The 15,556-nt window shown below is 60.1% G+C and carries 17 protein-coding genes and 4 pseudogenes; 9 read left to right on the forward strand and 12 right to left on the reverse strand.

The annotated features are described in order from the left end of the window. The first annotated feature begins 529 nt into the window (after positions 1–529). From BHD06_RS23275 to BHD06_RS21150, 3 genes are read left to right on the forward strand one after another with little or no spacing between them, the layout of a single operon-like run. Positions 530–985, forward strand: coding sequence for a MerR family transcriptional regulator (locus BHD06_RS23275; protein WP_139784828.1), 456 nt, complete (start codon positions 530–532; stop codon positions 983–985). Continuing rightward, positions 982–3,477, forward strand: coding sequence for a DNA methyltransferase (locus tag BHD06_RS21145; RefSeq protein WP_080458941.1), 2,496 nt, complete (start codon positions 982–984; stop codon positions 3,475–3,477). The genes BHD06_RS23275 and BHD06_RS21145 overlap by 4 nt, the downstream gene beginning before the upstream one ends. Then, a complete protein-coding gene (locus BHD06_RS21150) occupies positions 3,477–3,974 on the forward strand; it encodes a PIN domain-containing protein (protein ID WP_080458942.1) in 498 nt (165 codons plus the stop codon). Before BHD06_RS21145 ends, BHD06_RS21150 begins: the two co-directional genes overlap by 1 nt. Before the next feature lie 33 nt (positions 3,975–4,007). On the opposite strand, the gene BHD06_RS21155 is transcribed toward BHD06_RS21150, so the two are convergent. Continuing rightward, positions 4,008–4,826, reverse strand: coding sequence for a type IV secretion system protein (locus BHD06_RS21155; RefSeq protein ID WP_254892551.1), 819 nt, complete (start codon positions 4,824–4,826; stop codon positions 4,008–4,010). 225 nt (positions 4,827–5,051) lie between these two features. Then, positions 5,052–5,336, reverse strand: a complete 285-nt coding sequence (locus tag BHD06_RS21160; protein WP_080458943.1) for a hypothetical protein — start codon at positions 5,334–5,336, stop codon at positions 5,052–5,054. A 222-nt stretch (positions 5,337–5,558) separates the two neighbouring features. Here BHD06_RS21160 and BHD06_RS24855 point away from each other — a divergent pair, with 222 nt between their 5' ends. Continuing rightward, a complete protein-coding gene (locus BHD06_RS24855) occupies positions 5,559–6,311 on the forward strand; it encodes a transposase (RefSeq protein ID WP_376764869.1) in 753 nt (250 codons plus the stop codon). Here the strand turns inward: BHD06_RS24855 and BHD06_RS24860 are convergent. The 4 genes and pseudogenes from BHD06_RS24860 to BHD06_RS24865 all read right to left on the reverse strand — a co-directional run. Beyond that, a pseudogene (locus BHD06_RS24860) lies at positions 6,276–7,613 on the reverse strand (ABC transporter substrate-binding protein); the annotation flags it as partial. The gene BHD06_RS24855 and the pseudogene BHD06_RS24860 sit on opposite strands and share 36 nt — an antisense overlap. Before the next feature lie 10 nt (positions 7,614–7,623). Beyond that, positions 7,624–7,926 carry a hypothetical protein gene (locus tag BHD06_RS21170; protein WP_176214441.1) on the reverse strand — a complete coding sequence of 101 codons (303 nt, stop codon included), beginning with the start codon at positions 7,924–7,926 and terminating at the stop codon, positions 7,624–7,626. A gap of 1 nt (position 7,927) precedes the next feature. Next, the gene (locus BHD06_RS23915) at positions 7,928–8,092 is read right to left on the reverse strand and encodes a hypothetical protein (RefSeq protein WP_176214442.1); all 165 of its coding nucleotides are present in this window, start codon (positions 8,090–8,092) and stop codon (positions 7,928–7,930) included. A 112-nt stretch (positions 8,093–8,204) separates the two neighbouring features. Then, a pseudogene (locus BHD06_RS24865) lies at positions 8,205–8,327 on the reverse strand (hypothetical protein); the annotation flags it as partial. Between BHD06_RS24865 and BHD06_RS21175 the strand changes: the two are divergent. From BHD06_RS21175 to BHD06_RS21185, 3 genes are all read left to right on the forward strand, one after another. Beyond that, positions 8,306–8,863 (forward strand): ATP-binding protein, encoded by a 558-nt coding sequence (locus BHD06_RS21175; protein ID WP_376764870.1) that lies wholly within the window; start codon positions 8,306–8,308, stop codon positions 8,861–8,863. The pseudogene BHD06_RS24865 and the gene BHD06_RS21175 sit on opposite strands and share 22 nt — an antisense overlap. Positions 8,864–9,283: 420 nt before the next feature. Then, positions 9,284–9,529: a type II toxin-antitoxin system VapB family antitoxin gene (locus BHD06_RS21180; RefSeq protein ID WP_080458946.1), complete on the forward strand. Its 246-nt coding sequence runs from the start codon at positions 9,284–9,286 to the stop codon at positions 9,527–9,529. Continuing rightward, entirely contained in the window at positions 9,529–9,948 is a 420-nt protein-coding gene (locus tag BHD06_RS21185) for a type II toxin-antitoxin system VapC family toxin (RefSeq protein WP_080458947.1), read from the forward strand. Before BHD06_RS21180 ends, BHD06_RS21185 begins: the two co-directional genes overlap by 1 nt. 24 nt (positions 9,949–9,972) lie before the next feature. Here the strand turns inward: BHD06_RS21185 and BHD06_RS21190 are convergent, their stop codons facing one another. The 3 genes from BHD06_RS21190 to BHD06_RS21200 form a co-directional block, all read right to left on the reverse strand. After that, positions 9,973–10,203, reverse strand: coding sequence for a DUF6429 family protein (locus BHD06_RS21190; RefSeq protein ID WP_080458954.1), 231 nt, complete (start codon positions 10,201–10,203; stop codon positions 9,973–9,975). 43 nt (positions 10,204–10,246) lie between these two features. After that, complete coding sequence (locus BHD06_RS21195) at positions 10,247–10,504, reverse strand: WGR domain-containing protein (RefSeq protein WP_080458953.1); 258 nt, start codon at positions 10,502–10,504, stop codon at positions 10,247–10,249. A gap of 85 nt (positions 10,505–10,589) precedes the next feature. Next, on the reverse strand, positions 10,590–11,498 hold the full coding sequence (locus BHD06_RS21200; protein ID WP_080458948.1) for a DUF2493 domain-containing protein: 909 nt from the start codon (positions 11,496–11,498) through the stop codon (positions 10,590–10,592). Positions 11,499–11,777: 279 nt separating this feature from the next. On the opposite strand from BHD06_RS21200, the pseudogene BHD06_RS23280 reads away from it, so the two are divergent. Continuing rightward, positions 11,778–12,236: pseudogene (locus BHD06_RS23280) on the forward strand (transposase); the annotation flags it as partial. Between the two features lie 68 nt (positions 12,237–12,304). Here BHD06_RS23280 and BHD06_RS21215 read toward each other — a convergent pair. From BHD06_RS21215 to BHD06_RS21225, 3 genes are all read right to left on the reverse strand, one after another. After that, positions 12,305–14,458 carry a UPF0149 family protein gene (locus BHD06_RS21215; RefSeq protein ID WP_080458951.1) on the reverse strand — a complete coding sequence of 718 codons (2,154 nt, stop codon included), beginning with the start codon at positions 14,456–14,458 and terminating at the stop codon, positions 12,305–12,307. A gap of 161 nt (positions 14,459–14,619) precedes the next feature. Next, entirely contained in the window at positions 14,620–14,910 is a 291-nt protein-coding gene (locus tag BHD06_RS21220) for a CcdB family protein (protein WP_080458952.1), read from the reverse strand. Further along, entirely contained in the window at positions 14,898–15,152 is a 255-nt protein-coding gene (locus tag BHD06_RS21225) for a type II toxin-antitoxin system CcdA family antitoxin (RefSeq protein WP_080458955.1), read from the reverse strand. The genes BHD06_RS21220 and BHD06_RS21225 overlap by 13 nt, the downstream gene beginning before the upstream one ends. Before the next feature lie 321 nt (positions 15,153–15,473). Between BHD06_RS21225 and BHD06_RS23285 the strand changes: the two are divergent. Beyond that, positions 15,474–15,556, forward strand: a pseudogene (locus BHD06_RS23285) (IS6 family transposase); the annotation flags it as partial.

The following is a 15,556-nucleotide window of genomic DNA, read 5'->3' on the forward strand; positions in this document are numbered from 1 at the left end:
AAGTCCCCGCGCCAGGCTCAAAGGTTCCTCGCCGCCCACGACCAGATCAATATCGTTTTCCGCCCCCGCCGCTACCGAATGCCAGCTAACACCTACCGCCAGACCAGATCGGACGCTTTTGACCTGTGGCACGGATACGCCCTTGAGATGACCGCCTAACGACACGGCTGCCGGCTAACCGCGCCCAGCATCAGACAACTTGGCAATGCCCAGCTAACACCTACCGCCAGACCAGATCGGACGCTTTTGACCTGTGGCACGGATACGCCCTTGAGATGACCGCCTAACGACACGGCTGCCGACTAACCGCGCCCAGCATCAGACAACTTGGCAATGCCGTACCTGGAATTACATTCCTCCAAGTGATGCCTCCGGCGTCAGCCGGTGGTCCTTCACTTGATCTGGGCCTGGCATTGGCAGGAGAATGAACTTGAAACGGGTATGATACCCGTCTAGTGTCGACAAAGCGGGGATCATACCCGCTTCGAAGTAGCAAGAGGGCATTATACCCATTCAGGAGCAACCAATCATGATCCCTGCTGGGCGGGTACAGACATTGACAGGACTGACCGCCAATCAATTACGGGAGTGGTCTCATCGGCGCGACCTCGTTCCACCCGATATCGAGGCCGGCGGTCCGGGTCGGCCCGCGCTCTATAGTTGGCAAACAGTCTTACTGCTGCGCATTGCTGTGGTTCTGCGCGAGCGGTTCAGGATTGAGTTGCAGGCGCACAAGGACCTGCTGCACGCGCTGCACGGCCTTCTTTCAGGTGTGCCCTTTCCAGCTTTGCGCGGCTGCGTATTGGCACTGCGTGCCATGGAACATGGCGAGCTCCTTTCTGAATGTATAGTCCGTGTCGGTGTGAATGAGCCCGATACCTTGTTTCTGCATCTTGACCCACATCTGGACGTGCTCGAAGTGGAATTCGCGCCCCAAGATCAGAGCGGGCAGCTTCCACTGTTTCGCGCGGTGCGGATCCGATGAGCGTGCTTGTCTCGATCGAGCGGGAGCTCTTGGGCTTGGGCTACAGCGCCGACGCCCTGCACCGGGCCTATAGCTTCGCGGACGTCCTCGATTCCGCTGCACAGACGCGCACGGTCGCGCTGGCCGCTTTCACCCAGACGCCTGAATCCTTCCGGTCCGCCGCCTTCGGCGTCATCGAAGGCGGGTCCGACAGTGCTGCCGCAGTGATGGCGAATCGCGCCTTGGGCGCCCCCATCTTTTTTTCGATCGACAGTACGGATGTCGGCGTTTGGGCAGTTGGCGCCCAGGCGCCACGCCTGCTTGAGCGAGTACCTGTCGATCAGCTTTCCGACCTGTTTAGCCGTTACCACGAGAGCTGGACCCCGCAGGCACTCCACCGCGCCAAGTCGCTCGATCTGCCGCGTGGTCCGATCCAAGTTGATTTTATCGATCTAGGGTTGTTGCCGGCGATCGAGCAAGAGGTCCAGCATAAGCTCCATCGGACCATGGCGGAAGTACTCGATCTGCTTCTACCATCTGACGCCGAGCAAGAAAGGCAGAAGGATGCTTTCCGCCTGACCTTCCGCTTGCTCGCCGCCAAGATCTTGATTGATCGAGAGCATCCGGCTGCTGCGGACTGGGTGCACGACGATGCCAGTGCGGTCCTTAGCGGAATCCAAGGCTATTATGGCCTTGGCCTCCTCGGTAGCGAGGTTGCTGCGGTAACTGCCGACGGTATTGTCGCCGCGTGGGCGCGCCTTCGGTCGTCGATCACGCTACGGAATATCTCGTCTGACAGCTTGGCGTTCGTTTACGAGAATACGCTCGTCACGGCCGATACCCGCAAGCTCTTCGGGACACATAGCACGCCCCGCCCCTTGGCTGAGTATGTGCTGAGCCAGATCGATCTTTCGCGCTGTGACCCAGAAACAGTGCGGATCGCCGAACCTTTCGCTGGCGCGGGGATTTTCTTGGTCGCTGCGCTTCGCGAACTCCGCGACCTACTGCCGCCGGATTGGCCGGCCGATCGACGCCATCAATTTCTGGTTGATCGCTTGGTAGGTGCGGAGCTCGACGCATTCGCATGCGAGGTGGCGACGCTTTCGCTGATCTTGGCCGATTATCCCAATGCGAATGGCTGGCACATCCGCTCAACCGATCTTTTCAAAGTGGGCGCCCTCAGCACTTTCCTCGAAGGCGCGACGCTTATTCTATGCAATCCGCCGTTCGAGGATTTCACGGTGGAGGAGCGACAGGATTATCCGGAGGCCTCCGCCGTTTCACCGTCAAAGGCGATGGTCGCGCTCCATGCTGCGATCGATGCCCGCCCAGAGGCACTTGGCTTTGTGCTGCCACGGGGTGTCCTCCAACAGGCCAAATATCGAAAACTTCGTAGCCGTCTCTCCGCCGCCTACGCCAGAGTCGAATTGGTTTCGCTCCCGGACCGCATCTTCGAAAAGGCTACCTATCCATGCGCACTTCTAATCGCATCTGATCGCCGACCGTTAGCAAATGCCACCATGCCGGTGCGGCTTATTTCCAAGACGGTGGCGGACGCAGGTAGAGCCCAATTTCTTGTGGACGGCGTCGTTACATCTCGGCGTGAGACAATCCGTCCAGCTTCGGAAGGCGATTTGTGGATCGGCGAACTAGACGCGATCTGGTCTTACCTCGCCGATGCTCCGATACTGGGCGATCACTTCGAGATTTTTCGTGGACTCCAGTGGCGGTCGCAGCGCGCGGGTGTGCACGATGAGCCGGGGTCGAAGCGTGTGCGCGGACTCTACAAGCCCGCTGACAGCCTGATGCCATTCCATTTGATGAGACCAGTGTGGCTCAGCACCGACCCCGGCCTCAACCTTTATCCGGGACCGCTGACCCGCGCTTGGGACAAACCAAAAGTTCTGATCAACAATCAGCGTTCATCGCGGGGCCCGTGGCGGCTCGTAGCTTCGGCCGATGACAGTGGCCTTTGGGCATCGCAACAGTTTTCAGGGATCTGGCCCATTGGCAGCTATGACACACGAGCACTCGCTGCAATCCTAAACGGGCCGCTCGCCAATGCTTTCGTCACTGAACATTCGAGCGATCATGATTTCACCAACATCATGCTCGCCAGTATGCCGCTTCCACGCAAACTGGATATGGTTGCGCTCGGTGCGGCTGTGCGGGAATATGAAGCTCTTCTTGACGAAAAGCGCCATGCCGTGCTCGTCGGCAATGACTATGACTCGCGTCTTGATCGCTTGCTCGTCTGGATCGATGCGCTTGTGCTTGACGGTTATGATCTGCCGCCACGCCTCGAACGACAGCTATTTTCCTATTTCGAAGGTCGTGAGCGGCCGGTCCAGCATGACTTCTCTGGCTGGCTTCCGGCAGACCTGAAGGGATATGTGCCCCTTTACGAATGGCTGACCCGAGATCATGCATCCAACCATGGCGCTTGGGTGCTCGATGTGTTCAAGCCCGTGCCGGATGACGAAAATGATGCTCTCGCCAGGTTTCTTACCTGATGGAGCAGATCCTTCTCGATACCAATTTTGTGTCCGTTCTGTTCGACCCGCGCCGACCTAACTTTGCCGCGGTCCAAGGACGGGCGCAGGCCTTTACCCAAAGCGACCTCGTCTATCTCTCAGCCGTCGTTCTTGCCGAACTGCGCTTTGGGATGGAAGCAGCCCAGCGTGCCGGACAGGACGTCTTCCATATCCGTCACACGCTAACTCAGGCAGCAGCGTATCCGCTCGCAGAAGTCGGTCGCCATACCGCCGAAGCATACGGCGACGTCAAGGCGCGGCTGGCTGACCACTATCTCGACCTGTCCCGTCGCACTCCTCGATGGCTGGAAAACTGGCAAGATCGGGCCTCTGGGCAATTGCTCCAGGTTGATGAGAATGACCTATGGATTGTCGCCCAGTCTGTTGAACGTGATTACCTTCTTGTGACTAGCGATCAACGACTTGCAGATCGATTTCTCCCCGCAATCCCAGAGCTCAGATTGTCAGTCGTTTGAGTTTGCTGGAACACGGAGTAGCAACGTAAGCCGCTATCGCCCCAATCGCTTCGCCCTCTCAGCCATCCTGACCACCTGTGCGCTTGCCGTTGCCGCGGCGCTCCGCACGGCGGCGGGAGCCTGGACAGCCCCTCGTCCGATCACTTCGCCTGTCGTGAGCGCTCCGATCCGCGCCCTGCCCTTCACGCCGTCGGTATTGAAGATCCCCCGCATGATCCCGGTCGATCCCGCGACCACAGCGGGTGCCGCGGCCACCATCAGGTTCCCAGAGATACCCCGCACGATCAGCGGCGTCGCCGCGACGAAACCCTTGGCTAGGAACACCATCACGAAGAACGGCACCAGCGAGCCGATGTTGGTGGCCGAGTTCGGATCACCGAGCTGGGCCAGCAGCGAATTCGCCATCCCGACGACTGTCGAGAACATGGCGGCGATGACGATGGGGTAGAAGGCGTAGCTGATCGTCGTCGAGACCCATCTGTGGAAGAAATCCTTGGTCGCATCGAACAGCGACAAAGCGATCATGATTGGTGCGAGGCCGAGCATCAGGGTCAGCATCATCTTGGCGAAGATGAGGACGATGCCGGTCATGAAGCCGAGCAGGCTCAACATGACAAGGCCTATACCGCCCAGGATCGCGCCGGTCATCCAGTTCAGGTTGTTGCCGATCGCATTCAGGTATTGGCTGAACTCTGTGATCAGGCGGTCGAATTCGTCGGCGAAGTAGGTGGCACCTGCCCCGCCGCCGCCGACCGAAGAGATCAGGGCCCCGGCGACATAGTCGAGCCCGCCGATCACGGCGTTGGCGACCGCGTTGAAGTTGGCCCAATTGAAGGCAAAGAGCCCTATCATACCACCGGCTCGACGGTCTGACTCTTTTGGGGTTCCCAATTTCGTAAAAGTCTGACTCAATCACTCCAGCCGATTTGGAGGTTGGAATGACGGTGAGGATTACACGTGATGACGCGGCGGCGTCGGATTTGCGCAGACAATCGGGGCGTGTGAAGGACGGCCGCATATCGCGGCGGCTTTTGGCCATCGCTTTGGTGCTTGAGCTCGACTTTGTACATTTTTGGGTCAGGTCCAAGTCCAGAAGACGCCCTCGTTGGCTATGAACTCCAGCGCCTCGTCGAGGGGCAACACGACACCGCCCATGTCATCGACGTCCTCCCATCTGCGCCTGTGTGACCAGTATTCGAGACGGATCTCATCGCCGTTGCCGGTTGGTTTCAATCGGGCAATCGGCGCATCGGTTGCCAGCAGGTAGAGATGGTAAGCGCCCTTATCTTCATAATAGCCGACGCCGCCACCATTGGCGTCGTCGAAGGCTTCGATGCGGGCGGCGATGTCGTCATACTTCATGTGCCAATCATACAATGGAGCACCGCAAGGTGAGTGAGTCGCTTTGCCGCGGGCCGCTGACTTGCATGGTCAGCGGCGAGGGATTCGAAACATGGGATGCAACATCATCGCACGTCCCCACCACCTCCGGGCGATCCGGTTCCCCGGATCCTGCGTCATTGGCTGCACCCGCTGCGCGCGTACTTCACGGCCCCCGGCTGGGAGCATGTGCTCGTTCTGGTGATGGGAGCCGTCCTCGCGCCGGGCAAGCGCACCGTCAGCGCCTGTCTGCGAATGACGGGGCGCGCCGCGGCAAGCAATTTCTCGAGCTATCACCAGATCCTCAACCGTGCCCGCTGGGATACTCACGCGGTGGCGCGCCGCCTGCTGATCATGATCATCGATCGCCTTGTGCCCGAGGGGCCGGTGGTCATCGGAATGGACGACACCATCGAACGCCGGTGGGGACGGAAGATCACGGCGCGCGGCATCTATCGCGATCCCGTCCGCTCCAGTCATGGCCACTTCGTCAAGGCCAGCGGCTTGCGCTGGCTGAGCTTCATGGTGCTGACGCCGGTCCCGTGGGCAGGCGTCGTGAAGGCCCTGCCGGTCTTGACCCTGCTGGCGCCATCGGAGCGCTCCGATCGACAGCGTGGCCGCAGGCACAAGCTGCTGACCGACTGGGCCCGCCAGGGGGCGCGCCAGCTCTGCCGCTGGTTGCCCGACCGCGATATCATCTTCGTGGGTGACAGCAGCTTTGCCGTTCATGAGCTGGCTCATGCCATCACAAACCGGGCAACTCTCATCAGCCGGCTCCGGCTCGACGCCAACCTCTTCGCCCCGCCTCCACAACGCACGGCACGCAGCGTTGGTCGTCCGGCGGTGAAAGGGGCGCCGTTGCCAAAGTTCGTCCACCTTGGGGTGCGAAATCTTCCGGTAGTTGAACGCCCCTTCGGTGTTCCACATCGAATAATAAAGGAAATCCGGCTCCCATAGGGTGAAGAAGTTCATCATGGAGATCTGGAAATCCTTGTCGACCCAGACCTGGCTAAGCCAATCCGACCATGTGAGCTGCTCGATGGTGGCGTCGACCCCGGCCATGCGGAACCATTCCAGCATGATCTGCGCCGCCTCAATATGGTAGGGGTAGTTGGTCGTCGCCTTAAACACGACCGACAATTCACCCGGCCCATAGCCCGCTTCGGCCAACAGGGCCTTGGCCTTTTCAATGTCCTGCGGGCGCTGCTGCAGATCGTGGTCGTAGGAAGCCGAGGTTGGGTAGCTGGGCGAAGCCGTCACTTTGCCCTGCCCCCAAAGCGCGCCTTCCAGCAGCGCTTCCTTGTCGATCATATAGTCAAACGCCTCGCGCACCTTTGGGTCTTTGAATGGCTCGAAGTCGTGGTTGAAGTTCACGAAGTCCCAGTTCAGCGGGAACCAAGACACCACTTGCAGCCCCTCCACGGCCTCAATCTCGGTGATGCGGTCGGCTGGGATGTCGTTGATCATATGCAACTCGCCGGTGCGCAAACCGGTCAGGCGCACGGTAGGCTCTGTGATCTCACGCGCGATGATTTTATCAAGGTGCGCCGGCCCGCCCCAGTAGTCATCAAAACGAGCCAATTCCACTTCATTGCCGAACTCGCGGCGCACGAATTTAAACGGGCCACAGCCAATCGGTGTGTTGCCCTGCTCATCGCCGCTGCCCGCAGGCATGACAACCCCCGCGACGTTCTCGGCGAGGCGGAAGATGAAGGGCGCGTTGACCTTATCGAGCGTGACGACCACGGTCGTGTCATCCGGCGTCTCGATGCCGGCGACATTGTTGAAGACTTCAAAGTTGACCGCCCCGGTGGCCGGATCCTTGCAGCGCTCAAACGAATATTTCACGTCTTCCGAGGTCATCGTCTTGCCGTTGTGAAAGACGACATCATTACGCAGTTTGAAGGTATAGACGGTGCCGTCTTCGCTGATATCGTAACTCTCCGCCAGGTTCGGGATGACCTTTAAATCCTTGTCCACGGTAACGATGGAGTCGTGCACATTCTCCAACACGCGCCCGGTAGATGCGGTGCCGGTCTGATGAATGTCGAGGTTCTGCGTGGTCTCAGAATGGCCCCAGATCAGGGTGCCGCCCTTGACCGGCTCGGACAGCGCCAACGCCGGCAGTGCGACAGAGGACAGCAGCGTCCCGCCCAGCAGGGCAGAGGTGGATTGCAGGAAATGCCTTCTTTTCACGGTGGTCTCCTTGATGGTCGCGGACGCATTGGCCCGCTGTTTATCCGCCCCGTTCGGGGTCATTGAATGTGCGTTATTCCGGTAGGATGGGACGTTCGGCAGCAACGCCCAGCTTGGCTTCCAGTGCTTGTCCGAGGTTCAAGATCGTGCCCTCTTCATAAAGCCGACCCCAAAGCGAAATGCCCTGTGGCACGCGGTGGGTTTCGCCGCTGTCGTCGGCGTCACCGGTGGTCAGCTTGCCCGCGCCAAGCGAGGCGGGACCGCGGGTGCCCAGTTGCTCAAAGCCCGCCCGCAGGTGCAAACAGGGGTGGCCGGTAAAGTTTGAGGCCACCAACATCGGTCCGGTCATAAAGGGCCCGATCAGGGGTGTTGTCACGTTAACTCGCCGCAGACGGGTCTTCCATGTCCGCCACGTCGCGCGCGGCTTGGCTCAGAAGCGTTCCTGTGAGCGTCAGAAGACGCCGTCGACGGTCCGGCGGGATCGTTAGGGGATCGGGGGTGGCATCGAACAGATGCAGTTGAAGAGGTTTGGTCGCTGTCATTCTCGCCTCCGCTGTCCGGGGATGATTCCCCGCCAGGCAAGCGTAAAGACCGATCCACTATTGCGCGGGCCTCAAGGAGCGCCGCAACCGAAAGCGCAGGATCGCGAACGACCACCGCCTCTCCCGCTCCCTCCTCGGTCATCCAGGCGGGGATCTTTGCCAGCGTTCCGTCACATTGAACAATCGTCAGATGCGCGGCTCCACCACGACACGATCGCGCGACCACCTGCACCACCTGTCCCGCCCGAGGATGAAACGGATAACAAATCCGAACCTCAGATCCCGGAAAGCGGGCAGTCTGTCGTTGGCTTGACAGGCACCGGCAAGACCTGGCTCGCCTGCGCCTTCGGCCATCAGGCGGCCCGTCTCGATCACTATGTCTCCTATGTCCGAATGCCGCGGCTCTTCGAGGACATGGCCATGGCACGGCTCGATGGGCGCTTCCCCCGTCTCGTCGACAAGCTGGCCCGCGTCCAGTTGCTGGTTCTCGACGACTGGGGCACGCATGGGCTGACCGACCAACAGCGCCTCGATCTGCTCGAGCTCTTCGAGGAGCGCTATCAGCGGCGGTCCACCATCATCACCGCCCAGTTGCCCGTGTCCGGATGGCACGACATGATCGGCGAACCCACCATTGCGGACGCCATCCTCGACCGGATCGTCCACAACGCACACCGCATCGAACTCAAGGGGGACAGCATGCGAAGAAAGGACCGAAACGCGACCTTGACCTCCGCCGAAAACACCGGAACTATCCAATCCGAAACATGATCGCAGGCAGATGATTAGCCGTGCCCGAGCTGTCCGGGAATTACTGAAACGGCTGTCCGGGAATTAGCGTATTCGCTGTCCGGTATTTCTGAAATCCGCACCGTCTCGAACTCGAGGGCGCGTCCATGCGCAAAACCATCGCCAAAATGGATGACGAAATGCCTCAAACCTGATACCCGAAACACGCTGCCTCACGGCAACGCGTCACTGGTGGGCGGATAGCCCGGAACAGGTGGGCGCATGTTGTCGGAATGGGTGGGCGGATGTTCCAGAATACGCACAGAACCACCGAACGTCCACGAGGTTCCGACAGCCGCCAGTCACAAGCAGGTTGCAAACTGTGCCCTGTTGCGGCGGGATATACATGTGACTGATGAAGGCGCATCATTGGATATGCGCTGATCAGTGATGAGACAGACAATGCCCCTCTACATCCGTGATGACAAGGTCGACGATCTGGCAACGCGCTTCATGAAACTGAGCGACGCCAAGACCAAGACGGAGGCTGTGCGCATGGCGCTGACGGCGCAGCTTGCCGTCGAGCAGGCGCGCAAGCCGCTGCTCGATCGGCTGGAACCATTGCTGCAGCGCGCCGATGAGCTGGGACCGTCCGATCCCGATTTCGACATGAAGCGGTTCACCGATGAGATGTGGGACGCGCGCTGATGTTCATCGACGCCTCTGCGATTGTGGCAATCCTGAACCGCGAAGCGGGGTATGAAGATCTGGTCCGCCGGATGGGCGATCATGAAGGTCAGCTCTTCACCTCCCCCATGGCCCGGTTTGAAACCAGCGTCATCTTGGCGCGCTCACGCTCTGGCACGCAGACGAAGCCGACACGCGCGTTAATGGACGCCTGCGCAGGTTTGGTGGCAGCGTTCGTGCAGGAACTGACAGCACGGGATATTCACATCACGGGCAGCATCGGGGACGGTGCCATTCAGGCGGCAAGGGAATATGGCAAGATCGTCGGACATCCGGCTGATCTGAACTTCGGTGATTGCTTTGCCTATACCTGCGCGCGGGCCTATCGGCTGAAGCTGATCTACAAGGGCAATGACTTCGCACAGACGGATCTTGCCTGAAAGCTGACGACCACCAACCCGTTTTCACGTGGCCTTGCAGAACTCCCGCGCGAGAATTGCCCGCGCATGTTCGATCCCCTCTGGCGTCAGGCTCAGTGATTTCGTCTTGTTTTTCGGATCATAGATCAGGCCTTTCTCAAAAAGCCGGTCTGTGATGTTCCAATCGACCCCTTTCCAGACCCGATCACCGTCATGCAGCGTCAGGCTGAGGATCGCGAGGGCTGCGTCGTCGATCTTGTCCGTGTCGAGTGTCATCTCCCTCCCCTTACGCTGGTTTCGCGCCGTATAGGCTGGCGTGTCATGCATATCCCCGCCGCTGTTTCACGCGCGCGAGTTTCATCAGCGCGGTGACGGCCTGCCCTTCATCGGCATGCGGCTCGCTCAGCATCTGCCCGCGCGCGCCAATGCGCCCCCATTCACGCACAAGGCTTGCACCGCCGAACAGATCAGGCTGAATGCTCATGCGATAAAAGCGGCGCATGTTGCGCGCCGGATCGATCCGCCGCATCTGCAGGTCGGTGGGGAAGATCTCCAGTTGGTTGACGCTATCAAACATATCGTGATCCAGCAGGCTTTCTTCCATAATATCAAGTGGACGCATGCCCTGCCACCTTGATTTCCCCGCGAGGGAGGAAGGGGGCTCACGCCCCCTTCTCGAACTTCATGACCGGGATGCCGAGCTTTTTGGCCTTGTCGGCGAGGTTCTCCTGGATGCCGGTGCCCGGGAAGACGAGAACACCCACGGGGAGCACATCCAGCATCGCGTCGTTGCGCTTGAAGGGGGCGGCTTTGGCATGCTTGGTCCAATCGGGCTTGAAGGCCACCTGCGTCACGCCCCTCGCCTCGGCCCATTTGGCGGCGATGAGTTCTGCGCCCTTCGGGCTTCCACCGTGCAGAAGGACCATGTCGGGATACTTGGTCCGGACCTGATCGAGCTTGCCCCAAATCAGGCGGTGATCGTTGAAGTCGGTCCCGCCGGTGAGGGCAACCTTGCGGCCTACGGGAAGCATCACCTCGGTCTCTGCGCGGCGCTTGGCGGCGAGGAAGTCGCGGCTGTCAATGAGCGCCGCGGTCATGTGCTGGCGGTTCACCATCGAGCCAGTGCGGGGGCGCCAGGTCGATCCCGTGTGATGGACGAACTCGGTGGCGGCGTGATCCCACATCATGTCCATGCAGTTCCGACGTTCGATCAGGGTGAGGCCTTCGACCGTCAGGCGTTCGAGTTCGGTGGATTTCACCTCGGAGCCGTCCTGCTCGCGCTGGAGGCGGCGCTGCGCCTGTTCGTTTTCATCGAGCGACCGCTCAACCCTCGCCGTGGCGCGGTGGAAGAGGTTGACCTGACCCCAGAGCACCTCTTCGAGGTCGGGTTCCATGCGGGTGTCTTCCAGGGTCGCGACGAGGGCATCGAAAATGTCTGCGAGGGTGACCGCGAGGCGCTGCCCATCGGGCATTGGGCGGGGATCGGGCTCATCAAAGGGACGGAAGCCATAAAGCTGCAGCTCGTCGAGCGCATGGGCGGTCTGGGATGCGGTGTGGGCGGGTTCATTCAGGGCCTGCGGCTAGGAAGAAGACCAGAACTGTACTGAACCGCCTTTGGTTGGAGCCGCGAAAGGATCTGGAGCCTTTTGCTCAACGCGGAGTGGAACTGTTCCAATCGGCACCGTCTACCTCGCCGGTGGCCCTGACATGGGGTAGTGCCCCACCGGGTGGTGTAAGAGGCCGCACGCGGAGCCTTTTGGCGTAGCGTAGCGTGCGGCCGGGCTGGCGGCCACCGCGCTTCTTCGTAGTCTGAGGTTGTTCAAAGACCGATGACAACGAAGGAGAGCACGATGACCGAGACCATGATTGACCTTCCGAGCGTGATCGCCAAGAGCGATGATGCCGATTTTCTGCGCGAGCTGATCCAGGATGCTGCACAGCGTCTGATGGACATCGAAGTGGCTGCTGTCTGCGGTGCCGGGCACGGCGAGCGCAGCCCGGACCGGGAGAACCATCGCAACGGCTACCGACCGCGGCAATGGGATACCCGGGCAGGCACCATCGGCCTGAACATCCCCAAGCTGCGCAAGGGCAGCTATTTCCCCACGTTCCTGGAGCCGCGCCGGACAGCCGAGAAGGCGCTGATGGCCGTGATACAGGAAGCCTATATCCACGGGATCTCCACGCGGGCTGTCGACGATCTGGTGCGCGCCATGGGACTGACGGGCACCTCCAAGAGCCAGGTCTCACGGCTGTGCGAGGAGATCGACGAGAGGGTACAGGCATTCTTGAACCGGCCCCTCGAGGGCGGTGATATCCGACCGTTCCGCCGGAACAAATGGACGTTACAGCTGCTCGAATGCGAGCTGACAACACGTCAAGAAGCCTGCGCTTGGGCGACAAACCTCTGGCGGAGCCAGATTGGAATCGTTTTCCTGAAGCGATCACCATCAGCCTGCCAGGACGCCGCATTCTCCAGAAGTTCGCGGGCGCTCTTGTCGTGCTTGCCAAGCTTTGGCTTGGGCCAATACTCCAGATTTCCGTCCCAGGCCGTCAGGTATCCGTCTGCCCAGGTCGAGATCAGCGTCTCCTCCTCGGGGATCAATGCGACCCCGACGGGCGTGCGAAGAATTGTCAGGGCACCATTGTAGCGAAGCATCAGCAGATCCAGAATTCGCTGAAGCGCCTTGTCGCTTTTGATCTCGGGCCCGATGATGTTCAGCAGGACCTGAGCCCAGGCCCCTGGGGGCACGAACTTGGGCGCAGTGCAAACGCCCATCATGTAGCCATCGACCCACCATTCAGTCAGTCCGGCCGGTTTGAGCAGCTTGCCCAGTTCGCCAGATTTTTCCGGACGGATGTCGGGCATTGTCATGACCGCTGGTGCCGGGCCGCTGGCGACTTCAAAAGGAACATGGTCATCGGCGTACGGGGCTGCATTCCCCAGGACATTTTCATGCAGCCAAACCTGGAAGGACTGATCGAAGATCATCTCCATGATCGGGGTCTTCTTCAATGCCCGCCCCTCTTCGAGGGCCATGGCGACGGCGACAAATTGCAGTGCTTTTGGGTCGCCGGCGGCATGAAGCAAATGGGCCATGCGTGCGATCACGCGCGCCCAATGTGATCTGCGGGCGTCAAGCGTCTGCCACAGGTCGCGTTTCAGCGCGGCAGGCGTCTTCGAAGCTTCGATCGCCGTCGTGAAGGCATCACTGTCTTCAAACCAGCTTTCTGAAATCATCGGGAAGTGCGTTTCCCACTCGGAACTGGCATTGATCATCCGGCCGCGCGCCTGCGCAGACATTGCCGGAATCTTTTCCTGCGGATCAGCCAGGGCGGCAATGTCGTAAACCGATGCCGATCGCGGACGCAACTCGGACCAGCCCAGGGCCTGGACAACGCCGGCAAGACCAGCGGCGGGCGGATGTCCGGTCTGCAAGCCATCCGAGAGGCCGATCGCGATCACCTCTGCGATGTAGTCGACCGGCACGTCGCGTATCTCCACCTCGGAAGCAATCATGTCGATCAGTCGGCGTTGTTCGCTGGCACTCGAGCAGGGGACCAGATAGGCATCCTTGAGTCCGAACCCTTGTTTGATCAACACCACGGCGACGCTGCGCGTGCCGTCGGCCTGGAGTGCGATGGTCATGCTCTGGGCGCCGGTGCCATCCACCAGGCTCGTGAGCGCCCGATGCACCTTTGGTGCGGTTCTGGATGTCGCGTGATCGGTTTCCTGGCGCAGGGCATTCCGGACAATTGCGTCGATCCGCGTACGCGTATCGTCATCTGCGATCCAGCTGCGCATGACGGTCAGTCGCCCGATCATGTCCGATGTCATCGCATTGGCGGCCAGCCGATCCGCCAGGCCATCGATCGCGCCTCGACGTATTTCGGCCCTGCCATCGAGCAACAAGGCGCAGCCAAGCTCTTCCAAGACAGTCTTCGGGCGCGACACGACCTGCCGAACAACGGCTTGCCTGACGGGGGCAGGGAAGGTGGCCATCAATTCTGAAAAACCGGAATGGAGGGTTGAGATGCTGTCCATCTGATCGCCTGAAACCTCCTCCAGCAACTTGTCGATGAGCGGCTCAAGGTCAGGCGCATCAGAGAGGTCCAGCTCTTCCCCCATGTCGTCTGGCATAGAAAACTCGCCAGCCAGGGCATCCGGGGAAGGCAGGCCGGCCCGAACCCAACAAGACGCCAGCAACAGGCGCCCTGGATCGGTGAGGGCATCTCGTGCCTTGAGCGCCTGAATCCTGTCCTCGAGTTGATCGATGAAGCTTGCGCCTACCGTCTTGCCGTTTTCCCGCGCCATGCGAGCCTCATCCAGAGTGGATGACAGGAGCAAGACAAGCCGCTCATCGTGATTACGGCGTGTCTCGAGACGGCCAGTGGCTTCAACCACCGCGACCGCCTGTTCCGGCTCGGCAATGAGAGAAAGAGCGACCCGTTTCAATGCATGGCGCGCGCCTGTCGCGTCGGGGTTCTGTGGCAGAGCATCCAAAAGGGTCTGGATCTTGGGAGAAAGCATATGGTTTCCGACTTATGCATGGGAGGGCCAGTGATCGATTTGCCGTGCGAGGGTGCAGGAAATTCTACGCGACTGCAATTCTTTGGGACCCACTTTTCATAATCCCGACCACGGTAAACGGTTCACGAGGCGATGTCCGAAAATCATGTTGGTTCTTCGAGCTATACGCCGACCATCAGGATATCTACCGCCCGAGTAATCAGGTCACCTTGGTCCGCAACGCTCCCTGTTCGGCGCAAGCTCGACCGTCGCACAGCCGCAATCAGTCGTGTCGCAAGCACCAGGCGTCTGCCGTCGTGCTGGAGTTCAGGGTTGAGGTGCCGCACCGCAGGGTAGCCGGAGAGAAGTGGGATGACGACTATGGAAGCATCGGGCGGCAGAAGGTCGCTTTCGACAACGACCATGGAAACGCCATTGTACTCCGCGACATCAAAGCGAGTCAGGGTGTCCATGACGATCCGCCGGGCGCCGTAATGATGTCCGCCAGCGGGTGTCCATGACGCTCGTGCCAATCCGATTGGGCCGCAAATGTGCCTGAGTTCTCAGTGAGCCACTTGTTGCGTCGAGAGTCGGCAACGGCCTTGATGAGTGCCGTCTCCGCCACTGCGGAGACGTTGATCCCAAGTTCCTTTGCGCCCTCAAGCGCCTCGACATCAAGCGTCAGGGACGTCTTGCGCTTCGTCGCAGCTACCATACGATTACACTCCTTTATTATACCGTCAAAATATACCGTATTTTGGCGCAGTGCAAGCTCCAAGAGCACAAACCCCGGATGAGACACCACGAATTCCGAACGTGACCGCGCACGAAAAGACATGATGCGTTGGATGCCTTCAGCTGACGGCATCGCAACGGCCTAGTAGTTCACCTGCTCGGACCCATAATTACCCTCGTAGTCGCGCCAGTCCACGAAAACCGACCGATTATTGATGCTTGGGCAGGGCCGTGTTGCACAGATCAACTGCAACGGCATTGCCAAGTTGTTCGAGGTCTCGTTTTCGATTAGGCGGCGGGGATGAAAATACCATCCGATATGCCACGCCTGAAAGGCTTCCGTTTTCCGCGCGAGATTATCGCATACGCGGTATGGGCGTATCA

Source organism: Roseovarius sp. A-2 (assembly GCF_002072155.1).
In the GTDB taxonomy this organism is placed as follows: Bacteria; Pseudomonadota; Alphaproteobacteria; order Rhodobacterales; family Rhodobacteraceae; genus Roseovarius.

Excerpts from the sequence above, each read along its gene's own strand:
- BHD06_RS23275 (WP_139784828.1), top strand. The coding sequence starts at position 530 with ATGATCCCTGCTGGGCGGGTACAGACATTGACAGGACTGACCGCCAAT.
- BHD06_RS21145 (WP_080458941.1), top strand. The coding sequence starts at position 982 with ATGAGCGTGCTTGTCTCGATCGAGCGGGAGCTCTTGGGCTTGGGCTAC.
- BHD06_RS21150 (WP_080458942.1), top strand. The coding sequence starts at position 3,477 with ATGGAGCAGATCCTTCTCGATACCAATTTTGTGTCCGTTCTGTTCGAC.
- BHD06_RS21155 (WP_254892551.1), bottom strand. The coding sequence starts at position 4,826 with ATGATAGGGCTCTTTGCCTTCAATTGGGCCAACTTCAACGCGGTCGCC.
- BHD06_RS21160 (WP_080458943.1), bottom strand. The coding sequence starts at position 5,336 with ATGAAGTATGACGACATCGCCGCCCGCATCGAAGCCTTCGACGACGCC.
- BHD06_RS24855 (WP_376764869.1), top strand. The coding sequence starts at position 5,559 with ATGGGAGCCGTCCTCGCGCCGGGCAAGCGCACCGTCAGCGCCTGTCTG.
- BHD06_RS23915 (WP_176214442.1), bottom strand. The coding sequence starts at position 8,092 with ATGACAGCGACCAAACCTCTTCAACTGCATCTGTTCGATGCCACCCCC.
- BHD06_RS21180 (WP_080458946.1), top strand. The coding sequence starts at position 9,284 with ATGCCCCTCTACATCCGTGATGACAAGGTCGACGATCTGGCAACGCGC.
- BHD06_RS21185 (WP_080458947.1), top strand. The coding sequence starts at position 9,529 with ATGTTCATCGACGCCTCTGCGATTGTGGCAATCCTGAACCGCGAAGCG.
- BHD06_RS21190 (WP_080458954.1), bottom strand. The coding sequence starts at position 10,203 with ATGACACTCGACACGGACAAGATCGACGACGCAGCCCTCGCGATCCTC.
- BHD06_RS21195 (WP_080458953.1), bottom strand. The coding sequence starts at position 10,504 with ATGTTTGATAGCGTCAACCAACTGGAGATCTTCCCCACCGACCTGCAG.
- BHD06_RS21215 (WP_080458951.1), bottom strand. The coding sequence starts at position 14,458 with ATGCTTTCTCCCAAGATCCAGACCCTTTTGGATGCTCTGCCACAGAAC.
- BHD06_RS21220 (WP_080458952.1), bottom strand. The coding sequence starts at position 14,910 with ATGGACACCCTGACTCGCTTTGATGTCGCGGAGTACAATGGCGTTTCC.
- BHD06_RS21225 (WP_080458955.1), bottom strand. The coding sequence starts at position 15,152 with ATGGTAGCTGCGACGAAGCGCAAGACGTCCCTGACGCTTGATGTCGAG.